Annotated in this window: 24 protein-coding genes and 3 pseudogenes; 15 read left to right on the top strand and 12 right to left on the bottom strand. The window is 66.9% G+C overall.

The window, feature by feature from the left end:
• Positions 1-19 precede the first annotated feature (19 nt).
• Positions 20-1111 carry an IS630 family transposase gene (locus JVH1_RS23740; protein WP_043783116.1) on the top strand — a complete coding sequence of 364 codons (1092 nt, stop codon included), beginning with the start codon at positions 20-22 and terminating at the stop codon, positions 1109-1111.
• 101 nt (positions 1112-1212) lie between these two features.
• Positions 1213-2289: a transposase gene (locus JVH1_RS23735; protein WP_371113030.1), complete on the top strand. Its 1077-nt coding sequence runs from the start codon at positions 1213-1215 to the stop codon at positions 2287-2289.
• A 51-nt stretch (positions 2290-2340) separates the two neighbouring features.
• On the opposite strand, the pseudogene JVH1_RS23730 reads toward JVH1_RS23735, so the two are convergent.
• The 3 genes and pseudogenes from JVH1_RS23730 to JVH1_RS23720 form a co-directional block, all read right to left on the bottom strand.
• A pseudogene (locus JVH1_RS23730) lies at positions 2341-3411 on the bottom strand (IS256 family transposase); the annotation flags it as partial.
• A gap of 57 nt (positions 3412-3468) precedes the next feature.
• Positions 3469-4140, bottom strand: coding sequence for an SDR family NAD(P)-dependent oxidoreductase (locus JVH1_RS23725; protein WP_371113029.1), 672 nt, complete (start codon positions 4138-4140; stop codon positions 3469-3471).
• Positions 4141-4176: 36 nt separating this feature from the next.
• Positions 4177-5097: a helix-turn-helix transcriptional regulator gene (locus tag JVH1_RS23720; protein WP_009475418.1), complete on the bottom strand. Its 921-nt coding sequence runs from the start codon at positions 5095-5097 to the stop codon at positions 4177-4179.
• Between the two features lie 167 nt (positions 5098-5264).
• Here JVH1_RS23720 and JVH1_RS23715 point away from each other — a divergent pair, with 167 nt between their 5' ends.
• The 4 genes and pseudogenes from JVH1_RS23715 (at position 5265) to JVH1_RS23700 (ending at position 8394) form a co-directional block, all read left to right on the top strand.
• A complete protein-coding gene (locus tag JVH1_RS23715) occupies positions 5265-6521 on the top strand; it encodes an MFS transporter (RefSeq protein WP_043779286.1) in 1257 nt (418 codons plus the stop codon).
• A 46-nt stretch (positions 6522-6567) separates the two neighbouring features.
• Positions 6568-7077: a cyclophilin-like fold protein gene (locus JVH1_RS23710; RefSeq protein WP_157173967.1), complete on the top strand. Its 510-nt coding sequence runs from the start codon at positions 6568-6570 to the stop codon at positions 7075-7077.
• 13 nt (positions 7078-7090) lie between these two features.
• Positions 7091-7268 (top strand): annotated as a pseudogene (locus JVH1_RS23705) (IMP dehydrogenase); the annotation flags it as partial.
• A gap of 31 nt (positions 7269-7299) precedes the next feature.
• Positions 7300-8394: an alpha/beta hydrolase gene (locus JVH1_RS23700; protein ID WP_009475421.1), complete on the top strand. Its 1095-nt coding sequence runs from the start codon at positions 7300-7302 to the stop codon at positions 8392-8394.
• 800 nt (positions 8395-9194) lie between these two features.
• On the opposite strand, the gene JVH1_RS23695 is transcribed toward JVH1_RS23700, so the two are convergent.
• The gene (locus tag JVH1_RS23695; RefSeq protein WP_009475424.1) at positions 9195-9338 is read right to left on the bottom strand and encodes a putative membrane protein; all 144 of its coding nucleotides are present in this window, start codon (positions 9336-9338) and stop codon (positions 9195-9197) included.
• A gap of 813 nt (positions 9339-10151) precedes the next feature.
• Between JVH1_RS23695 and JVH1_RS23690 the strand changes: the two genes are divergently transcribed.
• The 4 genes from JVH1_RS23690 to JVH1_RS23675 all read left to right on the top strand — a co-directional run bounded on the left by JVH1_RS23690 (position 10152) and on the right by JVH1_RS23675 (position 11939).
• Positions 10152-10295: a hypothetical protein gene (locus JVH1_RS23690; RefSeq protein WP_009475426.1), complete on the top strand. Its 144-nt coding sequence runs from the start codon at positions 10152-10154 to the stop codon at positions 10293-10295.
• Between the two features lie 404 nt (positions 10296-10699).
• On the top strand, positions 10700-11155 hold the full coding sequence (locus JVH1_RS23685; protein ID WP_009475427.1) for a Clp protease N-terminal domain-containing protein: 456 nt from the start codon (positions 10700-10702) through the stop codon (positions 11153-11155).
• 194 nt (positions 11156-11349) lie between these two features.
• Positions 11350-11520: an ANTAR domain-containing protein gene (locus JVH1_RS23680; protein WP_009475428.1), complete on the top strand. Its 171-nt coding sequence runs from the start codon at positions 11350-11352 to the stop codon at positions 11518-11520.
• A 275-nt stretch (positions 11521-11795) separates the two neighbouring features.
• Entirely contained in the window at positions 11796-11939 is a 144-nt protein-coding gene (locus JVH1_RS23675) for a hypothetical protein (RefSeq protein WP_009475430.1), read from the top strand.
• A 282-nt stretch (positions 11940-12221) separates the two neighbouring features.
• Here JVH1_RS23675 and JVH1_RS23670 read toward each other — a convergent pair whose 3' ends face one another.
• The 6 genes from JVH1_RS23670 to JVH1_RS23645 form a co-directional block, all read right to left on the bottom strand.
• A complete protein-coding gene (locus JVH1_RS23670; protein ID WP_043779288.1) occupies positions 12222-12761 on the bottom strand; it encodes a hypothetical protein in 540 nt (179 codons plus the stop codon).
• Entirely contained in the window at positions 12758-13330 is a 573-nt protein-coding gene (locus JVH1_RS23665; RefSeq protein WP_009475433.1) for a hypothetical protein, read from the bottom strand. The genes JVH1_RS23670 and JVH1_RS23665 overlap by 4 nt, the downstream gene beginning before the upstream one ends.
• A gap of 246 nt (positions 13331-13576) precedes the next feature.
• Positions 13577-13906 (bottom strand): hypothetical protein, encoded by a 330-nt coding sequence (locus JVH1_RS23660; RefSeq protein ID WP_020476798.1) that lies wholly within the window; start codon positions 13904-13906, stop codon positions 13577-13579.
• Between the two features lie 411 nt (positions 13907-14317).
• Positions 14318-15184 (bottom strand): alpha/beta fold hydrolase, encoded by an 867-nt coding sequence (locus tag JVH1_RS23655; RefSeq protein WP_009475435.1) that lies wholly within the window; start codon positions 15182-15184, stop codon positions 14318-14320.
• 773 nt (positions 15185-15957) lie between these two features.
• Positions 15958-16761: an MBL fold metallo-hydrolase gene (locus tag JVH1_RS23650; protein WP_009475437.1), complete on the bottom strand. Its 804-nt coding sequence runs from the start codon at positions 16759-16761 to the stop codon at positions 15958-15960.
• A gap of 11 nt (positions 16762-16772) precedes the next feature.
• On the bottom strand, positions 16773-17243 hold the full coding sequence (locus JVH1_RS23645) for a grhN (protein WP_237735142.1): 471 nt from the start codon (positions 17241-17243) through the stop codon (positions 16773-16775).
• Between the two features lie 102 nt (positions 17244-17345).
• Between JVH1_RS23645 and JVH1_RS23640 the strand changes: the two genes are divergently transcribed.
• Entirely contained in the window at positions 17346-18491 is a 1146-nt protein-coding gene (locus JVH1_RS23640) for a LuxR C-terminal-related transcriptional regulator (protein ID WP_009475439.1), read from the top strand.
• A 166-nt stretch (positions 18492-18657) separates the two neighbouring features.
• Here the strand turns inward: JVH1_RS23640 and JVH1_RS23635 are convergent, their stop codons facing one another.
• Together JVH1_RS23635 and JVH1_RS23630 are read right to left on the bottom strand one after the other, a co-directional pair.
• Complete coding sequence (locus JVH1_RS23635; protein ID WP_009475440.1) at positions 18658-18789, bottom strand: hypothetical protein; 132 nt, start codon at positions 18787-18789, stop codon at positions 18658-18660.
• Positions 18786-19256: a hypothetical protein gene (locus JVH1_RS23630; RefSeq protein ID WP_009475441.1), complete on the bottom strand. Its 471-nt coding sequence runs from the start codon at positions 19254-19256 to the stop codon at positions 18786-18788. The genes JVH1_RS23635 and JVH1_RS23630 overlap by 4 nt, the downstream gene beginning before the upstream one ends.
• Before the next feature lie 240 nt (positions 19257-19496).
• Here JVH1_RS23630 and JVH1_RS23625 point away from each other — a divergent pair.
• From JVH1_RS23625 to JVH1_RS23610, 4 genes and pseudogenes are all read left to right on the top strand, one after another.
• Positions 19497-20468: pseudogene (locus JVH1_RS23625) on the top strand (cytochrome P450); the annotation flags it as partial.
• Between the two features lie 26 nt (positions 20469-20494).
• The gene (locus JVH1_RS23620; protein ID WP_043779291.1) at positions 20495-21121 is read left to right on the top strand and encodes a TetR/AcrR family transcriptional regulator; all 627 of its coding nucleotides are present in this window, start codon (positions 20495-20497) and stop codon (positions 21119-21121) included.
• Between the two features lie 33 nt (positions 21122-21154).
• Positions 21155-22864 carry an AMP-binding protein gene (locus tag JVH1_RS23615; RefSeq protein ID WP_009475445.1) on the top strand — a complete coding sequence of 570 codons (1710 nt, stop codon included), beginning with the start codon at positions 21155-21157 and terminating at the stop codon, positions 22862-22864.
• Positions 22861-26082, top strand: a complete 3222-nt coding sequence (locus tag JVH1_RS23610) for a carboxyl transferase domain-containing protein (RefSeq protein ID WP_009475446.1) — start codon at positions 22861-22863, stop codon at positions 26080-26082. The genes JVH1_RS23615 and JVH1_RS23610 overlap by 4 nt, the downstream gene beginning before the upstream one ends.
• Positions 26083-26098: the final 16 nt, after the last annotated feature.

The raw sequence follows: 26098 nt of genomic DNA, 5'->3' as shown, positions 1-26098 counted from the left end.
TCGGTTGTTAAGATTGGTCATGGCAACTCGTGGTCCGCGACCGACGGAGATTGTGCTGACCGAGGCCGAACGCGTAGAACTCGAGGGGTGGTCGCGGCGACGCAAGACCGCTGCAGGTTTGGCAGTAAGGTCGCGAATCATTCTCGCTGCCGCCGATGGTGGATCGAATACCGAAGTGGCGCAGAGGTTGGGGTTGAACCGAGGCACGGTGCGGCGGTGGCGCGACAGGTTCGTCGAGGACCGATGCGACGGGTTGCTCGACGAACCACGCCCGGGCCGTCCGCGGACGATCGACGACGACAAGATCAAGGATCTGATTACCTCGACCCTCGAAACGACACCGAAGAATGCCACACACTGGTCCACACGATCAATGGCAGAGCATCTCGATATTTCGCAATCGACGGTCTCGAGAGTGTGGCGCGCGTTCGGTTTGGCCCCGCACAAACAAGACTCGTGGAAACTGTCGAAGGATCCACTGTTCACCGAGAAGGTCCGTGACGTCGTCGGCCTGTACATGAACCCGCCCGAGCGGGCTCTGGTGCTCTGCGTCGACGAAAAAACTCAGATCCAAGCACTGGACCGGACCCAACCGATATTCCCGATGCTTCCCACCACCCCGCAACGCGCCAGTCACGACTACGTCCGCAATGGCACCTCGAGCCTGTACGCCGCTCTAGACATCGCCTCAGGGAAGGTGATCGGATCACTCCATTCACGCCACCGCGCACAAGAATTCATCGCATTTCTTCGCAAGATCGACGCTCAGGTGCCCGACGATCTCGATGTCCACCTCGTGATGGACAATGCATCGACCCACAAGACTCCCGCGGTCAAACGATGGCTCCTCGCGCACCCGCGCTTCGTCATCCACTTCACACCGACCAGCTCATCGTGGATGAACCTCGTCGAACGCTGGTTCGCCGAACTGACCACCAAGAAGCTCCAACGCTCCACCCATACCTCGGTCCAACAGCTCAACAAAGACATCCGAGCATGGATCGAGACCTGGAACGACAACCCCAGACCTTACGTCTGGGTCAAGACCGCCGACCAGATCCTCGACTCCATCGCACACTACTGCGCCAGAATTAAAGACTCAGGACACTAGGGCACTTCGGAACGGTCGCAATCGATGGCACCAAGATCGCCGCGAACGCATCGATCGACGCCAACCGCGGGCATGAGTGGCTGAGCGAGCAGGTCACTCGCATGGTTGCCGAAGCCGAACAGACCGACGCCACCGAGAACATCCGCGCTGCACAGCGTGCACATGATGACGATGATCGGGTTCCTGCCCGGCTGATGGACCAGAGCAGTCGTGCACGGCGAATCCGTCAAGCGGCCGACGAGGTGGCCGCACAATTGAAACGCCAGCGCAACAACGAAGATGAGCGCGATGCAGCGGCACGGGCACGGTTGGCGAAATCTCGAGCGGGTGAACCTGTGGTCGGTCGTATCCCTGACGGACCGCACCGGCTCGCGGAAGCACGCGCCCACCTGGCACGTGAAGTCGCTACTCACCAGTCGAAACTCGAACGGCGTGCCGCACTGATCGCCGCGGGGAAGAAACCGATGGGCACCCCACCTGTTCCATCGGAACAGCACTCACGAATCATCCGCGCCCGACGAGTCGTCGAAGCCGCACTGGCAGCCGAACACACAGCTTCCGCCACGAAGCCGGCCAAACGTGTATTGCCGAAGACGGTGGCCAACACCACCGATCCACAATCACGGTTAATGCCGACCAGGCGCGGATACCTCCAGGGCTACAACGCTCAACTCGCCGTCACCAGCGATCAAATCATCGCGGCCGTACAGATTGGTCAGAGTCCCAATGACATTGCATCCCTTGTACCGATGATGGAGGCAAGTGGGCGCGCCGCCGCGATGCTTCACACCGATACCGGCAGATCCGAACACATCATCGGTGTCGTCCTCGCTGACGCCGGGTACTGCAGTGACAGCAACCTTTCTGCGCCCGGACCAGAGCGGTTAATCGCGCTGAACAAGACACGCGACCACGCGAAAGCGGTCATAGAACAGCCCGTGACAGGACCACCTCCGGAAGGCGCGAGCCCGAGACAGGCGATGTCGCACCGGCTACGGACACCAGAAGGATCCCGTCTCTACAAACGCCGCGGGGCCACCGTCGAACCCGGCATCGGCAACCTGAAGAAGGTCCTCGACCGATTCTCCGGCCGTGGTCTAAACAGCGCCCTCGGCGAGCTCAACCTCGCGGCCAGCGCATTCAACCTGATGAAGATCCACCGAGCAACAGCCAGCTGAACGCGCCAGCCGGAACGAGTCGGCCACCTCAGAATCGGCAGCAAACGAGAAAATCGACTCGACTGCTCCACCCGTTCTCTCAACGCGCATTCTGCGACGGGCTCCATAGTCGAGGAAGGGAATGAATTCCGTCCAGGCGTTCTGCCAGAGCCGGATGATCGCCGGATACCGCGAGCCCCATTTGCCGGTGAACTCGTCGAACTGCTCCCGTGCGGCAGCCTCGTTGGCAGCGGTATAAATCGGTCGCAGATCCCGTGACATCTCGTCCCAGTATCTGCGGGACGCGTACCGAAACGTGTTGCGGAGCAGATGAATCACACATGTCTGGACAATCGTTCGATCCCACACCGCGGTGATCGTGTCCGGCAGGCCCTTCAGTCCGTCACACACCACAATGCACACATCGGCGACACCTCGATGCTTGAGCTCGGTGAGGACGGCGAGCCAGAACTTCGCGCCCTCTCCACCGTCACCGGCCCATAGCCCCAGGATGTCGCGTTCCCCGTTCACGGTGACGCCGATCGCGACATAGATCGGCCGGTTCGTGACCTGACCGTCCCGGACCTTGACATGGATGGCGTCGATGAAGATCACCGGGTACACCGGGTCTAGGGGCCGGACGGACCATTCGGCCATTTCCGCGAGGACTTTGTCGGTGATCTTGCTGATCGTCTCCCTCGACACCGAGGCGCCGTAGACGTCATCGAAATGGGCGACGATCTCACCTGTGGTGAGGCCTTTCGATGAGAGCGACAAGATGATCTCGTCGACACCGGTGAGCCGTCTCTGTCGTTTCTTGACGATCTGGGGATCGAACGAGGCATCGGTATCACGGGGTACTTGGATTTCGACCGGTCCGATCTCCGTCAGCACCGTTTTCGCTCGTCTGCCGTTGCGGGAGTTCCCTCCATTTCTTCCTTCGATCTGGTGTTTCTCGTAGCCGAGGTGCTCCTCCATCTCTGCTTCGAGAGCGGTTTCGAGCACGTTCGCTGTGAGTTGGTTGAGTAGTCCGTTCGGTCCGACCAGTTCCACGCCGTCAGCCTTGGCCTGCGCCAGCAGTTGCTGCGCCAACTTCTGGTGATCGATCTTCGTCTGATCCATAGGATCGAGTGTCTCGGTCATGATTCCGCCTTCCCGCCAAGCAAAGCTCGGCGTGTCGGCCAGACTCAGATCAACCGATTACCGGACAGTCCCTCCGTGCCCGGCTGTGGTTCGGAAGGGGCCTGGCTGGGCGTGGATGTTCCAGATCCGATCGGCTAGGGCATCGGGGGCGTAGAGCGGGTCCCCGCCGCCGATTGCGCCGGGGATAATGAGCTGCCCGACGTGAATACGCTTCGGCGCGAGAACTTCGTGGAGCATTGCGCCATAGGCCGATTCACCGGCGAAGGCGATCGAGGTGCCCGCCACGTTAACGTTCGGTGTCGCGGCGCTGGAACCGTTGACGAAAAGGATTGTCCCGCGTCCCAACTGTCGCATCCCGGGAAGCACTTGTTGGACGGCGATAACGGGGCCGAGGATGGAGAACTCGGCGGCAGCGACGAGGTCGGCGGCCGTCGTCTCCAGTACCGGGCGCAGGAAGTCCTTGCGAGGGACCGGGCTGTACTGCGGCACCTCGATCGGGCCGAGTTCGGAGGCTGCCCGCTCGAGCGCGCCGGCCAGCGTCGGCCGGTCCTGCACGTCTGCGGCGTATCCACGCGTTTGCACCCCGTGCTCGGCGAGCTCGGCCGCGAGACGGTCGACGTTGTCCTGGGTCCGCGATATCAGTGCGACCGTGAATCCCTCACGCCCGAAACGTCTGGCCGTCGCCGCGCCCAAGCCGCGGCCGGCCCCGATGATTGCAATCGTCGTCATAGTCGTCCTTCCGACACGGGTGGAGTCGCCGAAGAGCTATTCGCCGGTACTGTGTGTCGGCTGCTCGGCTGCGGCCGTGGTTGCGAGTGTGGTGGCGGCCCAGTTGCCGAGCAGGGTCATGGCGTCGGCGGACGGGCTGCCTGGGTCGACGCTGTAGAGGGTCAGGACCAGGCCGGGGTCGGCGGGTAACGGCATTGTTTCGTAATCGATGGTGAGGTCACCGACGACGGGGTGGTGGAAGGTTTTGGTGCCGGTGTAGTGCAGGCGCACATTGTGCTTGGCCCAGCGGACCCGGAATTCGTCGCTGCGGGTGGACAGTTCACCGACGAGGTCGGAGATGCCGCGGTCGTACGGGTCGCGGCCGGCGTCGGTGCGCAGCAGGTTGACTGCGCCGTCGGCCATCTGGTCCCAGTCGGGGTAGAACTCGTGGGCGCGGGGGTCGAGGAAGCAGAACCGGACGAAATTGACCGCCTTGCTGGGGTCGGGGTGCAGTTGGTCCGGGTAGAGGGGCGAATAGAACGCGTAGGCTAGCCGGTTCGCGGCGACGAGGTCGTGGCGGGCGTTGCGCACGAATGCGGGCCCGGTGTAGCCGTCGAGGAGTCGCTGCACCATCGGCCGCACCGCCTTGGTGGTGCGGCGTGAGCGAACGCGTTGCGGGCGGGTGAGGGCGCTGCGGTGCAGATCGAACAGGTGGGACCGTTCCGCCTCGTCGAGTTCGAGGGCACGCGCGATGGCGTCGAGCACCGACTCGGAGACGCCGGTGACCTTGCCGCGTTCGATCTGGGTGTAATAGTCGACCGAGAGCCCTGCCAGGGTGGCGACCTCTTGGCGGCGCAGACCGGGGACGCGGCGTTTGGCGGCGTCGTAAACCGGCAGCCCGACGTGCTCGGGGGTGATCTTGGCCCGCCGCGACGCCAGGAATTGGCCGATCTCAGCGACTCGGTTGGTGGACTCCACACACCCGAGGCTACGACCCGCGGGAAGCCGGTTGCCAGGTGCTGTGAGGGGGGTGCTGCCAGCACCCCCCTGATCTTCTCCTCCCACACGGGCGGCTGACCGCGTTGCATGGATGCTGCGAGCACGAGGTGCTCTGCGACCGAACCCTTCGACATCGACGAGGTGCCATGACCACGCGAACGCCTGTCCAACCGAGCACCAGCACTGGCCTGCCTGTGCTGGTGTATGTGCTGGCGGCCGGGATCTTCCTGATGGGCACGACCGAGTTCATGGTTGCCGGACTGTTGTCCGATGTCGCCACCGACCTCGGTGTGGACCTCGCCCGGGCCGGGTTGCTGGTCACCGCGTTCGCGGTCGGCATGATCATCGGCCCACCGGTCATGGCGCTGGCCACGCTGCGGTTGCCCGCCCGGGCCACACTGGTCGGGGCGCTGGCAGTGTTCTCCGCCGGGCACGTGGTAGCGGCGGTGAGTGACTCGTTCACCGTCGTCACCGCCTCCCGCGTCCTCACCGCGCTGGCGACCGGCACGTTCTGGGCGACCGGCGCGGTGGTGGCGGCCGCGGTCGCCGGCCCCGGGGCGAGCGCGCGGGCATTGGCAGTGCTCTCGGGCGGGTTGAGCCTGGCCGTGGTCGCCGGTGTCCCGTTGGGCACCTTCGCCGGCCAGTACACCGGGTGGCGGGGCCCGTTCTGGATGCTGGCCATGCTGGCCATCCCCGCGATCGTCGCCGTTCTTCGGTTCGCTCCGGGCACCGCGACCGGGGACACGCTGAGTGTGTCGGCGCGCTCGGAGATCTCGACCGTGCGGCCGTGGCGGGTATGGGCGGTGCTGGGTGCGATCACGCTGGCGCAGGCCGGGTTCCTCGGCGCCTACAGCTTCATCAGCCCTCTGCTGACCGACCGCGCCGGCATCTCCGCCGCGCTGGTGCCGCTGGTCCTCGCCGGCTTCGGCGTCGGTGCCCTGGTGGGGACCGCGCTGGGTGGTCGGATCGGCGACCGGTGGCCGCTGGCGACCATCGCCGCGGCGGTAGCACTGACCTCGGTTCTGCTGCTCATCCTGGCGGCGACCGCGAGCCACTCGGCGATCGTGGTGGGTGTGATCGTCGTCCTGGGTGCCTCCGGGCTCGGGGCGAACCCGGTGCTGATCGCCCAGACCCTGCGATTCGCCGGACATGGCTCCCGGCTGGCGTCGTCGCTGGCGACCGCGGCCTTCAACCTCGGCACCGCCGCCGGATCTGCGTTGGCCGCGACCACCCTGTCGACGTCACTGGGTGTGCTCGGGCCGGCGGTCCTCGGCGCCGCGATCACGGCCACCGGGCTGATACCGATCGCTCTGCTGTCCACCACCTGGGCGCGTCCCGCGGCCGGGAATCCGCCGCCCCGTCCCTCCGAGGAGACGCTGCGGGTGCCCACGTCCGTGAGCTGAAGCGCGGCTGAACACCGGTATCGACAGGAGAAAAACAATGCGTCCCATGATCACCGGGCTGGTGGTCCTCACGACAGCCGTCACAGTCGTCGCCGGGCTCACCGCCTGCGCGAGCACATCGGACTCGGCCGCAAGCAGTTCGCCGCCGGCGTCACCGACCGCGCAACCCGCGACGCCGCAACCTGGCCAGGAAGGACCAGTCATGCAGATTCGGTTGAGGATCGGCGCGGCGGAGGCGAGCGCACGACTCTACGACAACGCCACGGCCCGAGACTTCGCCTCCCTGCTACCCGTCACGATCACCCTGCACGACCTCGGCGGCCGCGAGAAGGCCGGACCGCTGCCTCGCACACTCGCCGACGGTCAGGGCCAGAGCAGTTACCGGGCAGGACAACTCGGCTATTGGGCACCCAGCAGTGACCTGGCCATCTACTACCGCGAAGACGGGTTCACGATTCCCGATCACGGGATCGTGATGATCGGCGAGATCGACACCGGACTCGACGCCATCACCGACGCCGACGGCACCGACACCCTCACCATCACCGCAACCTGACCACCCCAAACGACATCTGATGGGCGGCCCCGCACCGGTCCGCCGCTTCCTGCCGGAGCTGATCGACCTGATCTGGCGCCGCGAGATCGACCGGCAAGGTCTTCGACCTCACCCTCCGGCTGGACCAGGCGGCCGAGGGCTACCAGGTGATGCACGAGCGCCGCGCCATCAAAACCCTGCTCACCCTCTGACACGACACCCACCACCAGGAGCACGACAACGATGAACACCCTCCGCACACGGCGAGGCACTCGCCGCTCGATGAAGCTGGCCGGCGCCGGTATCGCCACGCTCGCCGTCCTGGCCGCCTCGGCCTGCTCCTCCTCGGCCGCCCCTGTGTCGCCGGTGGCGAACCTGGCCTCCGGCGATCTGTCCCACGGCGCCGACAACTTCTACACCAGCGACCAGGTCACCATGGAGAAGGTGACGTTCAAGAACCAGTACCAGATAGAGGTCGCCGGCAACCTGTTCGTTCCCAGGAACCTCGACCGCAACACCAAGAACGCAGCCATGGTGGTCGGGCACCCGATGGGTGCGGTCAAGGAACAGAGCGCCAACCTCTACGCCACCAAGATGGCCGAGCAGGGTTTCGTGACGCTCTCGCTGGACCTGTCGTTCTGGGGCGAGAGCGCCGGCGAGCCCCGCAATGCCGTCGCCCCCGACATCTACACCGAGGACTTCAGTGCCGGCGTGGACTTCCTGCGCACCCAGTCCTTCGTCGACACCGAACGCATCGGCGCGCTCGGAATCTGCGGCAGCGGCAGCTTCGTCATCAGCGCCGCCAAGATCGACCTCCGCATCAAGGCCGTCGCCACGGTCAGCATGTACGACATGGGCGGTGCCACCCGCAACGGGCTGGGCCACTCGGTCACCCCCGATCAGCGCAAAGCCGCCCTGGCCCGAGCCGCAGCCCAGCGTGACGTCGAATTCACCGGCGGTCCCACCGAATACACCGGCGGCACACCCGAGCAGCTGACCGATCAATCCAGCCCGATCGAACGCGAGTTCTACGACTTCTACCGCACCGCGCGCGGGAACAGCCCCGACACCACCACTCAGCCGACACTGTCGAGCAACGTCAAATTCGTGAACTTTTACCCGTTCAACGACATCGAGACCATCTCACCCCGCCCGATGCTGTTCATCGCCGGCGAAAACGCGCACTCGCGCGAGTTCACCGAAGAGGCTTACCGCCTCGCCGGGGACCGCAAGGAACTGGTGATCGTGCCCGGTGCCGGTCACGTCGACCTCTACGACCGGGCCGAGATGATCCCGTTCGACAAGCTGACCGAGTTCTACACCCAGAACCTCACCTAACGGGTGGGCGAGCACTGACCGGACCCGGTCAAGCACACGTACCCCAACCCCGAGATGCCGGCGTACACCAACGACGCACGCCGGCATTACCCCATCACCATCAACCTCGGGCGTCTGGTGCCAGGGACACCGAGACGCTTCCACAGGTGCACGGACAAACCCGTTCTCACCATGACACGCGCGCACCGCACCGCGGTTGCCGAACCGGAGTGACGAAGTACGGACGGAAGGGGCACCGATGGCCGCGAACAGTGCCGACAACAATGAACGAGCGGGAACGATCGCGATCGGACTGACCATCGCGATCACCGCCCTCCTGACTTACCTGGAGGCACTGGCCCGTTGATTGCCTTCTCGAGACAAGAGCGGTAGCGGACTCTCGCACTCGCAAGGCACAGTAGTCCGCTGCACGGGGTACAGCTATCACCGCGCCGCACTCGCCTACGAGGCGCCTGGACGTAGGCCGTGCCGGCCCGCGACCCAGCACAGGGATGAATTTCGTCATCAAGCGGTTTGCCGCCCAGGACTGATCCGGTGCCCGTCCGAGAGCAAACAACGCTCGACCGATGCTCGACCCGAATCTCGTCGAACCTCCCGTGAACCACCGCGGTGACATGCCGACGACCAACCCCAACCCCATTGCCACACAGCGGAAGCGACGTTCGATGGCACGGCCCAAGAGACCGCCGGCACCCGCGGGCCAGTGGTGGCGCCGAACGCTGATGTCAACCCACTCCCCTCGAGGGGCGCGGCCGCCGTCGCCCTCCGTGTGGGCGGCGCAATGGGTGCGCTCGAAAGGGTCAGCTGGTGGCGAGAAGGGTGACCGCGGACGCGGCGACGAGTAACCCGGCTGCCTGTCTCGGGATGAGGCGTTCTCCAAGGACGGTGACGCCGAGCAGTACGGGGACGATCGGGTAGAGGTAGGACACCACCACCGCGACCACGGCGAGTTGCTCCCTCGCGGCGAGCAGATACGCGATCAGCGCCAGTGCCGCTGCCGCCCGTGAACCCGGCGGCCAACGCCGGGACCAGGGACCACCGGATGTGTGCGCCTCCCGAACTCGGCAGCAGCGGCGCGATGGTGAGGATCGCCGCAACCCGCCCAGCGGCCACGGGCCACAATCCTGACCCCGCGCCGGCCTGCGCCAACGCCACATACTGCACCGCAATCCCGAGTCCCGCGATGAGGCCGTCGAGGGCGGCGGCCGACAGCACGGGTCCGGCCTGCGTGCCGGTGTGTGCGACCAGCCACAGTGCCGGAACCGCGATCACGATACCGAGCCAGCCGATCTGCACTCCGCCCTGGACCGACTCGGACTCAGCACGGCGGTGTCCTGCTTCGACACCGTCGCCGACGCATTCCACGCAGCACTCGCCCACCCTGCTGTCACCGCAGAACACGCACCGACGTTTCCGATGCTCGACCGACCCCATTCGGTGCACTGCTCCCTCGCCGCCGTCCCTGCCACGACAGGACTCGACCGGAAAGGCATCGCCCCATGACGAACCCGCCTCCTCGCCTGACGAATCCGTCTCCCCACCCATCCCCGCCGTCCGGGTGGTCGGCCGCGTGGATCAAGCATTACCTCGATTGCAAGGCGCGCGGCGACCGCGGCGGCGAGGTCGGGACCATGGATGCGGGCGCCGCACGGCCGTCGCAGACACGGCGATGACCGTGGAAGCCGCTCGGGTGAATCGGGTGGTCGCGTTCGAAGTGCGGTGGTGCGCCCCTCGGCGGTGGGCCCGCCGAGACGATCATGGCCGACTTCGGCATGGACGCCGCCGCGTTCTTCCGGCACCTGGCCGAGTATCTGGAACTGTCCCCGCCCACTCCCCTGCGCCCCGACCTGCTCGAGCGCATGAAGGCCGTCGCGCGGCGACGCCTGTGGCTGGCCACCTGACACGCCCCAAAAAGGCCTGGTCTGTCAGCGTCGGCATGACCGCTCCGCAATGGTCGGAGCCGTCAATCATTGCCGCGGGCAACGAGTTGGTGCAACGACTCCGTTGCCCGTCCAGTTTGCGGACCTGAATCCGCCCGTCCCCGGGCTTCGCACACCTGCGGCGGGCACCCTCCGCAATACCAGTCCCCGAACGAAACCGATCACGTCGCGGACTCGTTATCGGGTCGGCTGCACGCGCCGTGGTCCATGCGATCCCACATAGCCCGCACGGCGCCTCCCCACGCCTGCAGGCGCACCGAGATCACGGGGCGCATCCTTGCAGGCTCAGCGCCACACCACACGGGGATACTGGAAGGCGACGGCTCCACCCATCCGCAGGGCTCGCGCCGAGAGGGTGATCAACGGTGTTCGACAAATTCAGCGATCAAGCACGCCACGTCGTCGTGCTCGCTTCCGACGCGGCCCGAACCCACCACCACAACCACCTCGGCACCGAACACCTCCTCACCGGCATCCACGCCGCCGGCGGCCCCACCGCTGCCACCCTCACCGACTGGGGGATCACCGGCCCCCACATCGACAGCGCCCTCGACGAGATCCCCGCCTACCCCAACACCGACACCGAATGCGCCGGACCCCCCTTCACCCCGACCCTGACAAAGACCCTCGCCCAAAGCCTGCGAGAAGCCTCCCTACTCGGACACCACACCATCCGCACCGAACACCTCCTCCTCGCCCTCCTCGCCGACACCACCTGCACCGGCACCCGAATCCTCACCCACCTCACTGCCCTCAGCCCGCACCAGATGCGCGACCACCTCCGACACCAACTCACCGAACACCCCCAACCCCACGAGTAGACCCGCACACCCCACCGAAATCCATCCACCCCGCCCGACTCCACGGGCGACCGCTACGCCGGAGAACCAGAGCTCAGGTCAGAAATTCGGTAGGAGTGGGGCAGCGTTGTCCCTGATCGTCGACGCCGCGCTCACCCACGCGGTCGCCGAACTCGAGCAACCCGGACGGTGATCAACAGGCCAAGGGTGCGCTCATGCTCGCCTACGGCCTCTCCCCCGAACGAGTCTTCGGCATCCTCGCCTTGCACTCACAGCAGACCCACGCCACACTTCACACCCTTGCCGAGCCTTTCGTCGACGCTTTCACCGCCGAGGCGACCCTCCCCCGCGGCGTTCCGTTGCCCGGTTCGACCACCTGCTCCTGACCGCACACGAGCACCCCTACGACCAGACCATCCGGGCTCACCGGCGGCCCACCCCTAGGGGAAGGGAAGACCAGAGTGAGGTGTGCCGCGGCGGGCGGTGACCGTCTCAGGTGCACCCATGCCGTCGTGTGACGAACCCGACCACGATTTCGTACTCGCCCTCCGACTCCCCCGGAAGGTCGGTGGTCAGCACGCGATCGGTCAACGCCTCGAGCACCCTCCACCTCGGATCGGGGTGCCGCGGAAGGCATCGGTGCGAGGTGACGGTACTCGTCATGAGAAAGACAGAGTCGGAGACGACGAACGAACAGCAGTGGGGACCCGATCGACGCCGCATCGATCAACATCGCGCCCACCTCATCGATCGCGTGGATGACCTCCGCTATCTCTTCGAGCGCGAATGCGCGTCGGCGGGTTAACGTCCGCGCCGCCGCAGGACTATCGGCAACTGATCCAGGGCTGCGCTCACCCGCAGCTGGGTGGTCGGTGGTCCGGCGCTCACAATGTCCAGCACAGGTTCCCGCAATTCATTCCACTCATTCCACCTATCTGACAAGCCGGCGCCGCATCCATCAGCTCACCCCATCCCCGCACCAACCACCGGTCTCACTTCCCGGTGCTCAACGAACTCTTCGAACGCGCCAATCGTTCTAGCCCTGTGACCGAGAACGCCAGACTCCTTGCTCCTTGCTCCTCGCTCCTCAGAGTGCGAGCAGCCGCTGGAAGAATTCGCGGTACCGCTTGAGCGCGAGACGAAGATCCTCCGTCGAGCCCTCTTCGCCCCGAGCCCACTGCTCCTCGAGCCGCGAACGCGCCTCCGAGAATCCGGTGGTGATCCGATCGACGACATCGGACACGAGACCATCGGCCTTCTGAACACACTCTCTGGGATCGTCGACGAAGCCCGCCTGAACCTCGTCCCACCGCAAGCGCAGGACCGACAACTCGTCCTCAGCGAACAGTGTCTGATTAGCCGATGATTCGGTCTCCTCCGCGGACGGATGGGCGTTCGCCGTCGAGCGGACCGGCTCATCAGTCGCCCGCTGGTCCGCAATCGGCGAACTGGAGGCGTCCGTGGACCGCTGGGTGCTCTCGGCCGCAGGGCCGGGAGCCTCGGTCGACGATTCGGTTGTCCCGGTCGAGGGCTCGGTCCTGATCGAGCCGGTGGTCTCGGTCGAATCCGTGGTCTCGGTCCCCCTGGTCGGGCTGGTGCTCTCGGGTTGCTGATCTGGGGTGGTCATGCGCGCGTCTCCTTCGGCTTGTCTTTGTTCTCATCCGTCTCGAGCAACTTCTCGAACAGCGCCCGATAGTGCACGAACGCCTCACGCTGATCCTCGGTACCGACGTCGCCCCGCTCCTGCGCCAGATAAATGCTGTGCGCCCGTCGGTAGTTTTCGACCACCTTCGGGTGATCGACCGAAATGTCGGCCGCCCGCTGATCGAAGTCGTCGATCGGGTAACCGCGCTCGCGCATGACCTGGATCACGAGCCGGTCCGCGGCCCCGACCGCACTGGACGGATTGTCGACGAACTCGATCTGCACCGTCCGCCACGAGTCGGCGTACTTCGCTTGCGCCTCGGGCGGCAACGGGACGATATCGAGCTTCTCCCGCTTTCGTTCGCGGGCGGTGAGCTCGTCCTCCGCGGCGTCGAGGTTGCCGACCTCTCCCACGGTCCGCTCGTACTCGGGACCAAACCGTCCCCTCAGCCGTTCCGTCCGCTGACGGCTGCTGACCGAACGCGCAACGATGACCGCCACCACGGCAATCACGACGATAACCGCGATCAAGATCCATCCCCAAACAGGCATTTCCTCAGACCTCCTCGTCCTTCGAACGGGTACCCGAGCGGCCTATTCGGAAACGGCCATTGCGCTGCACAGCCCGCCGGTCGGGCGACCACCCTGGCGCCCCTGAGACAAACGGTTGCTCCGAAGGGTCCAGCGCTGCCGGCCATCCTGGTGCGCGCGAAATAGTCGCTCCGCCCACCGGACGGTCGACCCCATCGAAAACACCGACCGGGCCGAGCGAGCTGCGGCCTCAGCGCAGTCAAGCAGTCACACGCGGTCGGTGGGATGCTGCTGCCCTCGCCGACGGAGGAACCGTTCACGCTGCTCGTCGAGCAGGATCACGCCACGGTGCCGAATTCGGTGCTGCTCTCGCGCGATGAGCAGCCGCACCGCCGCTGTATGTCGCCGAAGGTCAGCGGCGCGCTCCCGGGCGGCGTCATCGCTGAGCCAGTGCGCGGCGGCTGCGTCGCAGCCGGTGAGAAACCGCTCGTAGACGAGCCGACTCGGTGCCTGCTCGTCGAGCTGCGAGACCGCGAGATCCTCGACGAGCTGCAACGGGATCCGAGCCAGCCGGTACTGCAGCCGCAGCAGGGCCATCGGCAATGTGCCCACTGTTGTCACGATGGGCGATGCTACTTTCCATGGACCGAACACGGGGATGAATCGTGCAACCATCAACCCACCAGCGGTGCGTGCCCCGGCAAACGCAGCAGCTGACGCACAGACGCCGCCCCCACAATCGCTGCGATGCGCTCTATCGCCGTGTTGTAGCACGCACCGCTGACCGCAACGTAGCGGTCGGGGCCGCGTCGGTGCTCACGGGTCCGAGCCCCGGACTGCCGGAGACCTCGAGGGTCGGTGTCAGGGTTTTCGCGACTGCTGTTCCGGATCTGCCCCGGCTGTGTCTCACGTGACTTCGAGTCCGGGTCGACTCGTCCGCGCGCTTCCACTCCTTGTCCAGCGCGAAGCTGCGCGCGCCGCAGCCGCCAGCCCGGGCCCGCACCGGTGTCACCGAGGGAATTCCGAAGCAGGACCGAGGAATTCGTCGAGTACGCGGAAGAACAGTTCCGGTTCGTCGAGTTGAGGGAAGTGACCTGCGCGGGGAAAGATCTCGACGCGACTATCCGGTACGACTCGGCGCAGGTTCTCGGCATGTGAGGCGGGGATCATTTTGTCTCGGCCACCCCATACCAGCAGCGAGGGAAGCGACTCGAACTTCGAGAAGTGTTGCTTGGCGCTGACCGTCTGTCCGCGCAGTCCCACGACGGCACGGGTGGAGGCGAGAAACGCGGCTCGCGAAGACTTGTCGGACACGGTCTCGAGGGATCGCCAGGTTTCGGTGGCGCTGCGACTGGGCTGCACGGGCAGCCCGAGCCGGCCCAGGTGTTTGAGGATGTTCTCGGTGGTGCGCCGAAGTCGGTCGGAGGCCAAGAGGGGCAGGACCAGTTCGCTGCCAGGCAAAGTGGCCGCCTTGAGGAACACGCTCACCTCGCGGCCGAGGCCGCCGCTGCTCACCAGACACAGACGGTCGACTCGCTCGGGAAACAGGTAGGTCAGCTGCATGACGATGCCGCCGCCGAGGGAATGGCCCACGAACGCGGCGGAGGAGATCCCGAGATGATCCATCAGGTCGCGGAGGGTGGCCGCGTGGGCACTGAGGGAGTAGTCACCGGAGGGTTTGTCGGATTGGCCGTGCCCGAACAGGTCGGGTGCCACCACGCGATGCTTCTTGGCGAGCCTACTGATTTGCGGTGCCCAGGATTCATGGGAGCCGAGCAGGCCGTGCACGAGCACCACCGGCGGTCCCGCTCCGACGTCGACGAACCTAAGGACATCGTGGTGCAGGATCACGGACTCGAGCTTGCGCGGCGACACCGTGCCCTCCCGTCTCGTTGTTCAAACGTAGAACGCCAGAGCGTCCCCTACCCCCGAGGGCCATTCGAGGCCGGAGTCAGGTACCTCGGGAATGGGGACGGCATCACTAGCTCGACTGCAGCTTCGCGGGATGACGGCGTGGTGGGAGCACACCGGTGGTGGTGGAGAACGGTGTCGGGCACCGCGTCTGTCCGTGTACGACCTGCCTGATCTTCTCACGTGTGTGCGGAGCCGGCGCGGCGGCGCCGGGCGAAGTCCTCGCCACACTAGTGCTGGGTCGGGGGTGCGGGCAGGAAGGTTCGTATCGTGGGAGGGCGACCGCGAACCGGTCGACAAGCTCGAACGTCGACTCGTACATCTGATTATGGTGGCAGCTGCGAACCCCGCAGGAGAGCCGTTCCGAAAACGGATCGTTGCCCGGTCATCGATCCCTAAGCGGCTCCGGGTTCGCCCCGCAGGGCGGCCCAGTATTCGAACTCGTACCAGGGCCCGCCGCTGTGGGCAGGAAACGAGGAGCCGCCCGTCGTCATCGGATACGCGGTCCGGCGAGTAGATCCACCCGGTTATCGAAGGGACGGAGTTGTAGTTGTCGGCGTCGACGAAATTCACGAAGCTGCCGATACGGGCGCAATACTGCCGATCTCGATCCCGCCCGATTTCGATATCGCGCCGGCGCCGTCCGGCTTCGCGAGAACATCCGGTGTGCGGCCTGCTCCGGCTCCGGACGACGCGACGACGGCTGGACCATGGTCGTGCTCCACCCCGGAGGACTCTCAGCGAGCGGGTTCGAAGCCTGCCAGCATTTGCTCGAGTGCGGCCTGGTCGGGCCCGATGAAGGGGTCTGACTTCGGTGCCTCGGCGAGCATGTCCAGAAACTCGGCGGTGCGTCCGTCCGCCGGGGGGAGGTGGGTGCTGAGGATCCATCGCGGGTCGAGCGCGCGCAGCGCGGCGACGGTGGGCAGGAACTTCGTCTCGTCCACCAGGTGTACCCAGGGACTGTCGACGGTGGCCCACAGGTGCTGCGCGGAACGGACGGCGTTGGGTGTGGCGTACCCGACGTCGTTGGCGGTGGCGAGTTCGGCGCTCTCCATCGGCGCCCCGAAGCAATCCGACGAGAAGTAGGCGCCGCTGCGGTCGTCGTAGAAGCCCACGGTGCTGGGATTGTCGAACAGCGGGGGCCGCAGCGCCGTCAGCGTCCGATCGCCGACGTCGAGGGATTGACCCGGATTGAGCAGGTATACCCGGTCCATCGGCACGGGTCGTGCGCAGGACATGATGCCTACGCCCGCGAAGGTCGTGATCAGGCGGGCGTGCGGCGCCGCGTCGAGCAGGTCGAACAGCGCGCCGGTGTGATCGCGGTCCGGATGTGTCAGCCAGATCCACTCGACGTCCGCGGGGTCGAGCACCGATCCCAGGGTGTCCATGAAGCCGCGTCCGGGCAGGCTGAGTCCGGTGTCGACGACGACGGGTTCGGCGGCGTGCAGAACGTACGCGTTCACCGGTAGGTGCCCGATCCCCGGTACTTCCAGTTCATCGCTGAGAGCGGTGATATCACGTCGGATTTTGTTGATACGCATGGGAACTCTCCTCAGTCGTCGTAGTCGACGCGGATCAGTGACCGGGCGATCGTGGCCAGTTCGGCTTCGGTCGGCTCGTATCCCCGCGGGACCTTCAGGCCCAGTTCGAACGGGGTGGCCCCGTCGTCGAGCGCGGCACGGAATGCGGCGCCTGCCTCGGCGGGGGTGGCCTCGAGTAGCAGGGCCCGGCCCCGGCGGACACGGCCCCGGTGGGTGACCGTCACGGGTGCGCCGCCGGCGAAGTTGCGCCGCCACGGACGCTCGGTGAACACGAGCGTCTGACCGTCGACGTCGTGCAGGCACACCGGCACCCGCAGGGTGCGCCCGGTACGACGGCCGGTGAACTCGATCAGCCCTTGGCGCCGGATGCGCCGCCCCAGTGACCGGGTCGTGAGGACCCGCCGGACCAACGGGTTGACCAGCCGCATCAATTGGGGTGGCGGGGGGCTCAGCCGCACATTCGTGTTATCGGTTTTGGACATGTCACCGACGCTAGGGTCGGCGCGGTGGGGGCACCATTCCACAATTCTGGTATTTCCGGCGCCGATCCGCGCTCGTACGATTGACTCGTGAGCGTGGATTCCGTGCAGTGCGCGGCAGACAAGGTCGCACGATTGTGCGCCGCACCACGCGGCCTGGTGTCGCTGTGGCGGGACGCGTCGGACGTCGTCGCCGGTGTCGTCCCGTACTACTGGACGCCGTGCTGGTTCACCCTCGACCCCGTGTCCATGCTGATGACCAGTCACTATCACTTCGGCATGGACGAATTTCCCGGGGAATGGCTGGCCGCGGAGTACTACGAGGACGACGTTCAGTCCGTCCCCGACGTAATGCGTTCGGCCGAAGGGATTTCCACGTTGCACGAAGCCGCGCACGGTGATCCGTCGGGAAGTCCGCGCTGGCGCCGGAACCGGACACTCGGCGGCGACCAGGAGCTGATTGCACGGTTACGCACGCGCACGGGAGAAACGTGGGGAGCGCTGAGCCTCTATCGCGACGAGGGGATGCCGATGTTCTCGGAAACCGAGAAGTCGTTCGTGCAGGAGATCGCGCCGGTCCTCGCGGGCGGGGCCCGCCGCGCACTGCTGTACGGGCAGGCCGAGGAACCGGAGTATGCCGATTCGCCGGGTTTGCTCGTCCTCGACGAGAACTGGAACGTCGAATCCGCGACGCCCGGGGTCGACCGGTGGATGGTGGATCTGCCGGGCGGGGACTGGGATCGGGGGGAGTTGCCGGCCGCGGTGATCACTCTCGCCGGTCGTGTATTGCGGTGTGTGGAAGACCGCGACCGGCTGGGCGACGTGGCCATCTCGCGGGTGCTGTCGAGGTCGGGGGCGTGGTTGGTGCTGCACGGGGCATGCCTGACATCGACGGGCAGGCGGCGGATCGCGGTGATCGTGGAGCCGGCCCATCCGAGCCGCCTGTATCCGCTGCTGATGTCGGCGTACGGGCTGACCCAGCGCGAGAAGGAGGTCACCGCGATGGTGTTGCAAGGGGCGTCGACCTCGCAGATCTCCGCCGAACTACACGTGTCGGCACAGACCGTGCAGCAACATCTGAAGAGCATCTTCGACAAGACCGGCGTGCACAGCCGCCGCGACCTGGTCGGCAAGGTGTTCTTCCACCACTACGAACCACGGTTCCGTGACAACGAGAAACGCACGCTCGCCGACCGACCGCTCCGGGGTGGCCCCTGGCCCACGGATCGTCGGCGCCGCACAGGCCAGTAGCCGACCCACCAGCGGGGCACTCCGACCGACAGCGCGCCGGCGGACAGGTGGTTCCGTAAGCGGATCCTCAATCGGCCCTTCCCAATTCCACCCCCGCCTCTATCTGTCGCCGGACTCGTCCGGTGAACAGGTCGATCCCACGCCTGAACCAAGAAAGGGCTTTCACTCAGGAGTAGTACGGGGGTTCGGTCTCGGGATCGTCGACGACGACGTCGACACGCGAGTCGGCCACGAGCCGATCGATCGCGTCCGGGCTTGCGCCGATCGACGCGAAGTGAGGATCGACGTCGCAGGTCACGCACCACGCGTGATCGGATGGCCACACGAACGCGGGGGGAGGTGCGTCACCTGGTCCCCCACGTCATCCAGCAGTGACTTGATCTGGGCGTTCCAGTCGGCGACGTCGGCAAGGGTGCCGTGGAACAAGAAGTAGTCGCGGTTCGGGATCGAGATCTTCGGCGTCGGATCGTCGGCGGTGAAACTCGGCCACCCGTCCCAGATGCAGAAGTAGCAGTCATCAGGCCTGCCGGTGTGACGGGCAAGCTCGGCCAGGACGACCCCGAATTGTTTGTTGTCGGACAGACCCTCTGAGTCGCGTTGGGCATCGCCTTCCGGTTGTGCCGGATAGGCCGGGTCTGGGATGAACCGTAGGCGTGCGTACTTGTCGAAGGCGACCGGCCCCCGAGCCGCCAGCCGTCGCCAGTCCTCGTCCCGCTGTTCGAGCCAGCGCGCGGCCGACAGATCGACACACCGTGTGATGCTCATTCGACCAGTGTGACCGTTCTGACGTCCGTGGTGTCACCAGCAACACCACCGAAGCGTCGAGAACGTGCCAGACATCGAGTCTCTCCGAGAGGCCGATTGGGGATCATCTATCGAGACGAGCGCCAACCCTTGCGGGTGCGCGCTGGGCGCCGATCTCGTCCCGGTGCAGGTTCGAGCTTGCGGGATCACCATGGACGTTGTCGATGACCCACACGCCGACCCGCGGAATCGACATCTTCGATCGCGGCCACCGCCGACGACCCGGCGCACCTGCACCATCGCACAGTCGTGCTGACGACGCTCGGCCGCCGCATCCGCGCGCTGACCCCGACCGTGCACTCGCTCGTCGACACGCTGTGGAACGATGGGCTCCGCGACGGGCAGATCGATTGGGCGTCCGCGATGGCGGACCGACTGCCGCTGGCGATGGTCGCGCATCTCATCGGCCTGCCCGAGTCGGACGTACCCCAGCTCCTGACGTGGGCCTACGACAGCACGGAAATGCTCGGCGGGGTCGTCACCGCGGATCGCCTCGGCCCCCTCGTCACCTCCGCTGCCGAACTGGCCGGCTATCCGCGGGCCGACCTCGTGCGTGCGAGGACAAATCCGCGCGAGGATCTGCTGGGTGTCCTCGCGCACGCATGCAATGCAAGTGAACTCTCCGAGGACGTGGCGACACTCGTCCTGGTCCAGTTGGTCGGCGCGGGCGGCGAATCGACCGCGGGGCTGATCGGGGGCGCCGCCCGCCTCCTCGCCACCCGCCCCGGACTTCAGGCCCGGCTCCGGCAACAACCCGCACTCGTCGACGCGTTCATCGACGAGGCGCTTCGTCTCGAGTCCCCGTTCCGCGGGCATCACCGGCACGTGCTTGCCGACACCACGCTCGGCGGCACCGAACTGCCCGCCGGTAGCCACCTGCTCCTGCTGTGGGGTGCGGCCAACCGGGATCCGGCCGTGTTCGAGAGTCCGGACGAGATAGTGCTCGACCGGCCGCACATCCGTTCGCATCTGGCATTCGGCAAGGGCGTCCACTTCTGTGTCGGATCGGCGCTCGCCCGATCGGAAGCGCTCGCCGCGACCACCGCACTGCTCGCGCGCACCGGCCGCTTCGCCCTCGCCGCCGACTCCGAGCCGCGTTGGGTCCCCATCTTGTTCGTGCGGCGCCACAGCGCGCTCCCGCTCCGACTCGAGCAGGTGACACCCGAAGATTGACATTGACGTCAATATCAACACATACTGTGACCGTGACCACAAGTGCGGCTCAGGAGCGGGCACGATCGGCGCGGAAAGACAACGACGGTCCCCGCCGCCGCGAACTCCTCCGCGCCGCGAGCGCCTGCTTCGCCGAACTCGGTTACGACCGGACGACCGTCGAGGTGATCACCACTCAGGCCGAAGTGTCGCGGGCAACGTTCTACGCCTACTTCTCGTCGAAGGAGGAGGTGTTCCACGCCGTCGCCGCCGACGTGTGCGAGGAGTTCCTCGAGTCGCAGCACGTGGAAGGACCGGCGAGCGAGGACCTGCGAGAGGTGCTGCGCACCACCACGAAAGCGTTTGTGGAAGCCGTGTACACCAACGGACGCGTCCTCGAACTGATCAGGCACCGCGCCCGGCTCGACCCCGAGGTCGGCCGAAGCTGGACCACCGTGCAGACCCGGCTCATCCGCCGCTATACCCGGTTCATCGAGCGCATCAACGCCACCTGCGACGTCACGCCGTGCGCGCCGCCCGCCCGCATCGCGCAGACCCTCGCCGACGCCCAGCTCGCGGGCGCCGCCCGGCTGGTCGACGCGACGGCCCGTGAACAGCGCCGGTACACCGCCGACCTGACCGCCATCTCCGAAAGACTCATCGGCTTCGCCTAGCAACGACAATCCGCACAGAATCGGGAGTTCGGTATGCCCACTTCGCCTTCGAGTGACCTCACGGCCCTGGAATCGGCCCTCGCCGAGATACGCGAACTCCAGGACGCCGCGTGGCCACCGCAGGTACCGCGGACAGTCGAGTACCCGATCGAGGGCCGCACCGTGATCGACTACCTGCGACACTGGGCGACGGAACGACCGCAGACCGTCGCGATCGACTTCTACGGTCGTGCCATCACCTACGCCGAACTCGACGAACTGTCCGACCGCTTCGCCGGCTGGCTCCTGCAGCGGGGCGCGGCCGCCGGCGACCGCGTCGGCGTCCACCTCACCAACTGTCCGCAGTTCCATGTGGCGATGCTCGGGATCCTGAAGATCGGCGCCGTCCACGTCCCGATCAATCCACTGTTCCGGGAGCACGAACTGGCGTACGAACTCGACGACGCCGGCGTGGAGATCCTGCTGACGCAGGATTCGTTCGCGGCCATGGTCGACTGCGTGCGCGACCAGACGGCGTTGCGGCACGTCGCGATCACCGCCCTGTCGGACCTGCTGCCCGCCGAACCCAGCGTCGCACCGCCGTTCCCCCTCACCTCCGCACCCACCGACTGGGCGCAGATCATGAACTCCGCACGCGCCGAGCCGATTCCGATGGATTCCGACGCGTTGGCGGCACTGAACTACACCGGCGGCACCACCGGGATGCCGAAGGGCTGCGAACACACGCAGGCGCACATGGTCTACACCGCCGCCACCGCGACACTGGCCGGCGGCAGGCAGGTGGGCGAGGCTCGCCCGGTGGTCCTCGGGTTCCTGCCCATCTTCTGGATCGCCGGCGAGGACTTCGGCATCCTGTACCCGCTGATCAACGGCGGCACCGTCGTGCTCCTCAACCGCTGGGACCCGGACGCCGCGGCGACCCTCGTCGACAGTCGTGGGGTGACGTCGATGGTCGGGACGGTCGACAACTATGTCGAACTGATGGATCTGCCCGGCTTCGCCGAACGAGACTTCTCCACGCTGGACAACGCGATGGCCGTGTCGTTCGTGCTGAAGCTCGACCCCGCGATTCGCGGCCGCTGGCGCGACGCCACCGGCCACGTGCTACGGGAAGCCAGTTACGGGATGACGGAGACGCACACCGCCGACACCATCACGCTCGGCTTCCAGACCGACGACGAAGACCTGCTCAGCGAACCCGTGTTCTGCGGACTTCCGGTTCCGGGCACCGACGTGCTGATCGTCGACGATGCCGGGGCGCCCGTGCCGGTGGGGCAAGCCGGACAGATCGTCGTGCGCAGTCCGTCGCTGCTCACCGGTTACTACGGCAAACCCGACGCCACCGCTGCCGCGCTCCGCGACGGATGGCTCCAGACCGGCGACGTCGGCAAGCTGAACGGCAAAGGCGCACTGCACTATCTGGCGCGCAACAAGGAAATGATCAAGACCAACGGAATGAGCGTGTTCCCCTCCGAGGTCGAGGCACTGCTCATGCTGCACCCCGACATCCAGTCGGCCGCGGTGGTGCCGAAGCCCGATCCGGGCAAAGGCCAGGTGCCGTTCGCGTTCGTTCAGCTCCTGCCCGACCGTCAGGTCTCGGGAGAGGAACTGCAGGAGTGGGCCGCCCTGAACATGGCCACCTACAAGGTGCCCACCGTAGAGGTGCTCGACGCCCTACCCATGACGGCGACCGGGAAGGTCCGCAAGGCCGACCTGTTCGCCCTGGCCGAGGAGTACAAGTGACCCTGCTGGTCGCCAATCGTGGCGAGATCGCGCTCCGCATCATCCGCACCGCCGAGGAGATGTCGGTCGACACCGTCGCCGTCTACGCGGAGGACGATGCGGACAGTCCCCACGTGCGCGCGGCAACCGAAGCGGTCGCGCTCCGCGGTTCCGGCCCGTCCGCGTATCTGGACCCCCGGGCCATTCTCGGCGCGGCCGCCGAGTTCGGTGCCACGGCAGTGCACCCCGGCTACGGATTCCTCAGCGAGAACGCCGCTTTCGCACGCGCCTGCGCCGAGGCCGGACTGACCTTCGTGGGCCCGAGCCCCGACGTGCTCGACATCTTCGGCAACAAGTCGTCGGCACGTGAGGCCGCGGTGGCCGCGAAGGTGCCGGTGCTCACCGCGACCACCGGTCCCACCGACTTGGACGGCGTCCGCGCGTTCTTCGCGGAACACCCGGGCGGCATCATGATCAAGGCGCTCGCGGGCGGCGGTGGTCGCGGCATCCGTGCCGTCCGCAGCGCGGACCGGGTCGAGGAGGAGTACCGGCTGTGCGCGTCCGAGGCGCAACTCGGATTCGGCAACCCCGCACTGTTCGCCGAGGCACTCCTCGACGGCGCCCGGCACATCGAGGTGCAGGTCGTAGCGGCACCGCAGGCGGGTGTGACGCGGGCCCTGGCCGTCGGTGACCGCGACTGCAGCGTGCAGCGCCGCCACCAGAAACTCGTCGAGATCGCCCCCGCGCAGGGGCTCGACCCGGGACTGCGCAGCGAACTGCACGAGGCCGCGGCTCGGCTGTGCGCCAGTGTCGGGTACCGGGGACTCGCCACCGTCGAATTCCTGGTGTTCCGGGACGGCTTCGTGTTCCTGGAGGTCAATCCCCGAATCCAGGTGGAGCACACGGTCACCGAGGAGGTGACGGGGGTCGACCTCGTCGCCGTGCAAATCGACGTCGCCCGGGGTGCGGACTACGGGGACCTGTCGCTGCCCGACGGCGTCAGCGCCGTGGGGCTCGACACGTCGGGCACCCCCGCCGCCGCGCGTGGAATCGCCGTCCAGGCCCGCGTCAACATGGAAACGATGCGCCCCGACGGTCAGGCCGTTCCCGCCGCGGGCACCCTGTCCGTCTTCTCGCCGCCGACGGGACCGGGTGTGCGCGTCGACACCTACGGCCGGCCCGGACTGTCGCCGAGCCCGCGGTACGACTCGCTGCTCGCGAAGGTGATCGTGCATTCGCGGGGCCCGTCGTTCTCGGCCGCAGTGCGCAAGGCGGATGCGGCGCTCGCCGAGTTCGTCGTCGAGGGCGTCCCCACCAATATCGGCTTCCTCCGGGCGATTCTGGCGGATCCCGGCTTCGCCGACGGCGTCGTCGGCACCGACCATCTCGCCGAGCGGATGAGCGCGCTCGTCGACGCCGCGCACGTGCACCAGCCGGCGGAGGTGGCGTCGGAAACACTCGAGTTGCGGGCGGGTGAGGACGTGCTGCGCGCCCACATGGCCGGGACCGTCGTGGAGGCTGCCGGAGAAGGTGCGACCGTGGAGTCGGGTGCTCAGCTCGTGGTGCTCGAAGCCATGAAGATGCAGCACATGATCGCCGCGCCCGCCGGTGCGGTGGTCCAGCGGAATCTGGTGTCGCCCGGGCAGAACGTCAACGCCGGCGACCCGTTGGTCGTGATCCGCCGCACGGGATCGGAGGCCGGTGACGTCGCCGACAGCGCAACCGATCTGGATCGTGAGCGCGCAGACCTGGCGGAGATCCGGCAGCGACACGAGGTGACCCTCGACGCCGCCCGGCCCGCCGCGATCGCGAAGCGCACGAAGCTCGGGCGGCGCAGCGCACGGGCCAACATCGACGATCTGGTCGATCCCGGCAGCTTCGTCGAATACGGACCTCTCGTCCTGGCCGCGCAGCGCAGCCGCCGCTCCGAGCAGGACCTGATCGAGAACACCCCCGCCGACGGGCTCGTCGCCGGGCTCGCCACCGTCAACGGCGACGTATTCGGTTCGCGCGACGCGCAGGCGGTGCTGCTGTCGTACGACTACACGGTGCTCGCCGGAACCCAGGGCATGCGCAACCACGCGAAGACCGACCGGGTGATCGAACTCGCCGGCCGCAAGCAGGTCCCGGTGGTCCTGTTCGCCGAGGGCGGCGGCGGACGGCCGGGTGACACCGACGCCGGCCCGGCAGCAGGACTGGACCTGAACACCTTCCGGTCGCTGGCGGCGCTGAACGGGAAGGTCCCGCTGGTGTCGGTCGTCTCCGGGCGCTGCTTCGCGGGCAACGCCGCCCTCGCCGGAGTCTGCGACGTCCTCATCGCCACCCCCGACGCGAACATCGGCATGGGCGGCCCGGCGATGGTGGAGGGCGGCGGACTCGGGGTGTACCGGCCGGAGGACATCGGACCCGTCGACGTGCAGCGGCGCAACGGCGTCATCGATCTGCTCGCCAGGGACGAGGCGCACGCCGTCGAACTGGCGAAGAAGTACCTGTCGTACTTCCAGGGCGCGCTGCCCGAGTGGGAGGCCCCCGACGAGCGGCTCGCACGCCACGTCGTCCCGGAGAACCGGTTGCGCGCCTACGACGTTCGCAGTGCCGTGGAAGCCATCGCCGACGTCGGCTCGGTCCTCGAACTACGCCGCGACCACGGCGTCGGCATCGTCACCGCGCTGATCCGGGTGGAGGGGGCGCCGTACGGGCTGGTCGCGAACAGCAGCCACCACCTCGGCGGCGCGATCGACGCGGTCGCGGCGGACAAGATGGCCCGCTTCCTGGAGCTGTGCGAATCGTTCGGCCTGCCCGTCGTCTCGCTGTGCGACACACCGGGATTCATGGTCGGCCCCGACTCGGAGAAGGAGGCCACGGTTCGCCGGTTCGGCAGGCTGTTCGTCGCGGGCGCGCGGATGACCGTGCCGTACGGGACGATCATCCTGCGCAAGGGGTACGGCCTCGGCGCGATGGCCATGGCGGGCGGTTCCTTCCACGCGTCCGAGTTCACAGTCGCGTGGCCGACCGGAGAGATCGGGGCCATGGGACTGGAAGGCGCGGTGCGGCTCGGATTCCGGAAGGAACTCGAGGCCATCGACGACCCCGCCGAGCGCGACACCGCGTTCGCACAACTCGTCGACGCCGCCTACCAGCACGGGAAGGCCCTGAACGCGGCGACGATCTTCGAACTCGACGACGTCATCGACCCGGCCGACTCCCGTGCCTGGATCGTGCGCCTCCGGCGCCCGTGAGTACTTGTTAACCGCG

The sequence above is a fragment of the Rhodococcus sp. JVH1 genome (assembly GCF_000280725.2).
GTDB lineage: Bacteria > Actinomycetota > Actinomycetes > Mycobacteriales > Mycobacteriaceae > Rhodococcus_F > Rhodococcus_F jostii_A.
This window is presented reverse-complemented; position numbering and strand designations above follow the sequence as displayed.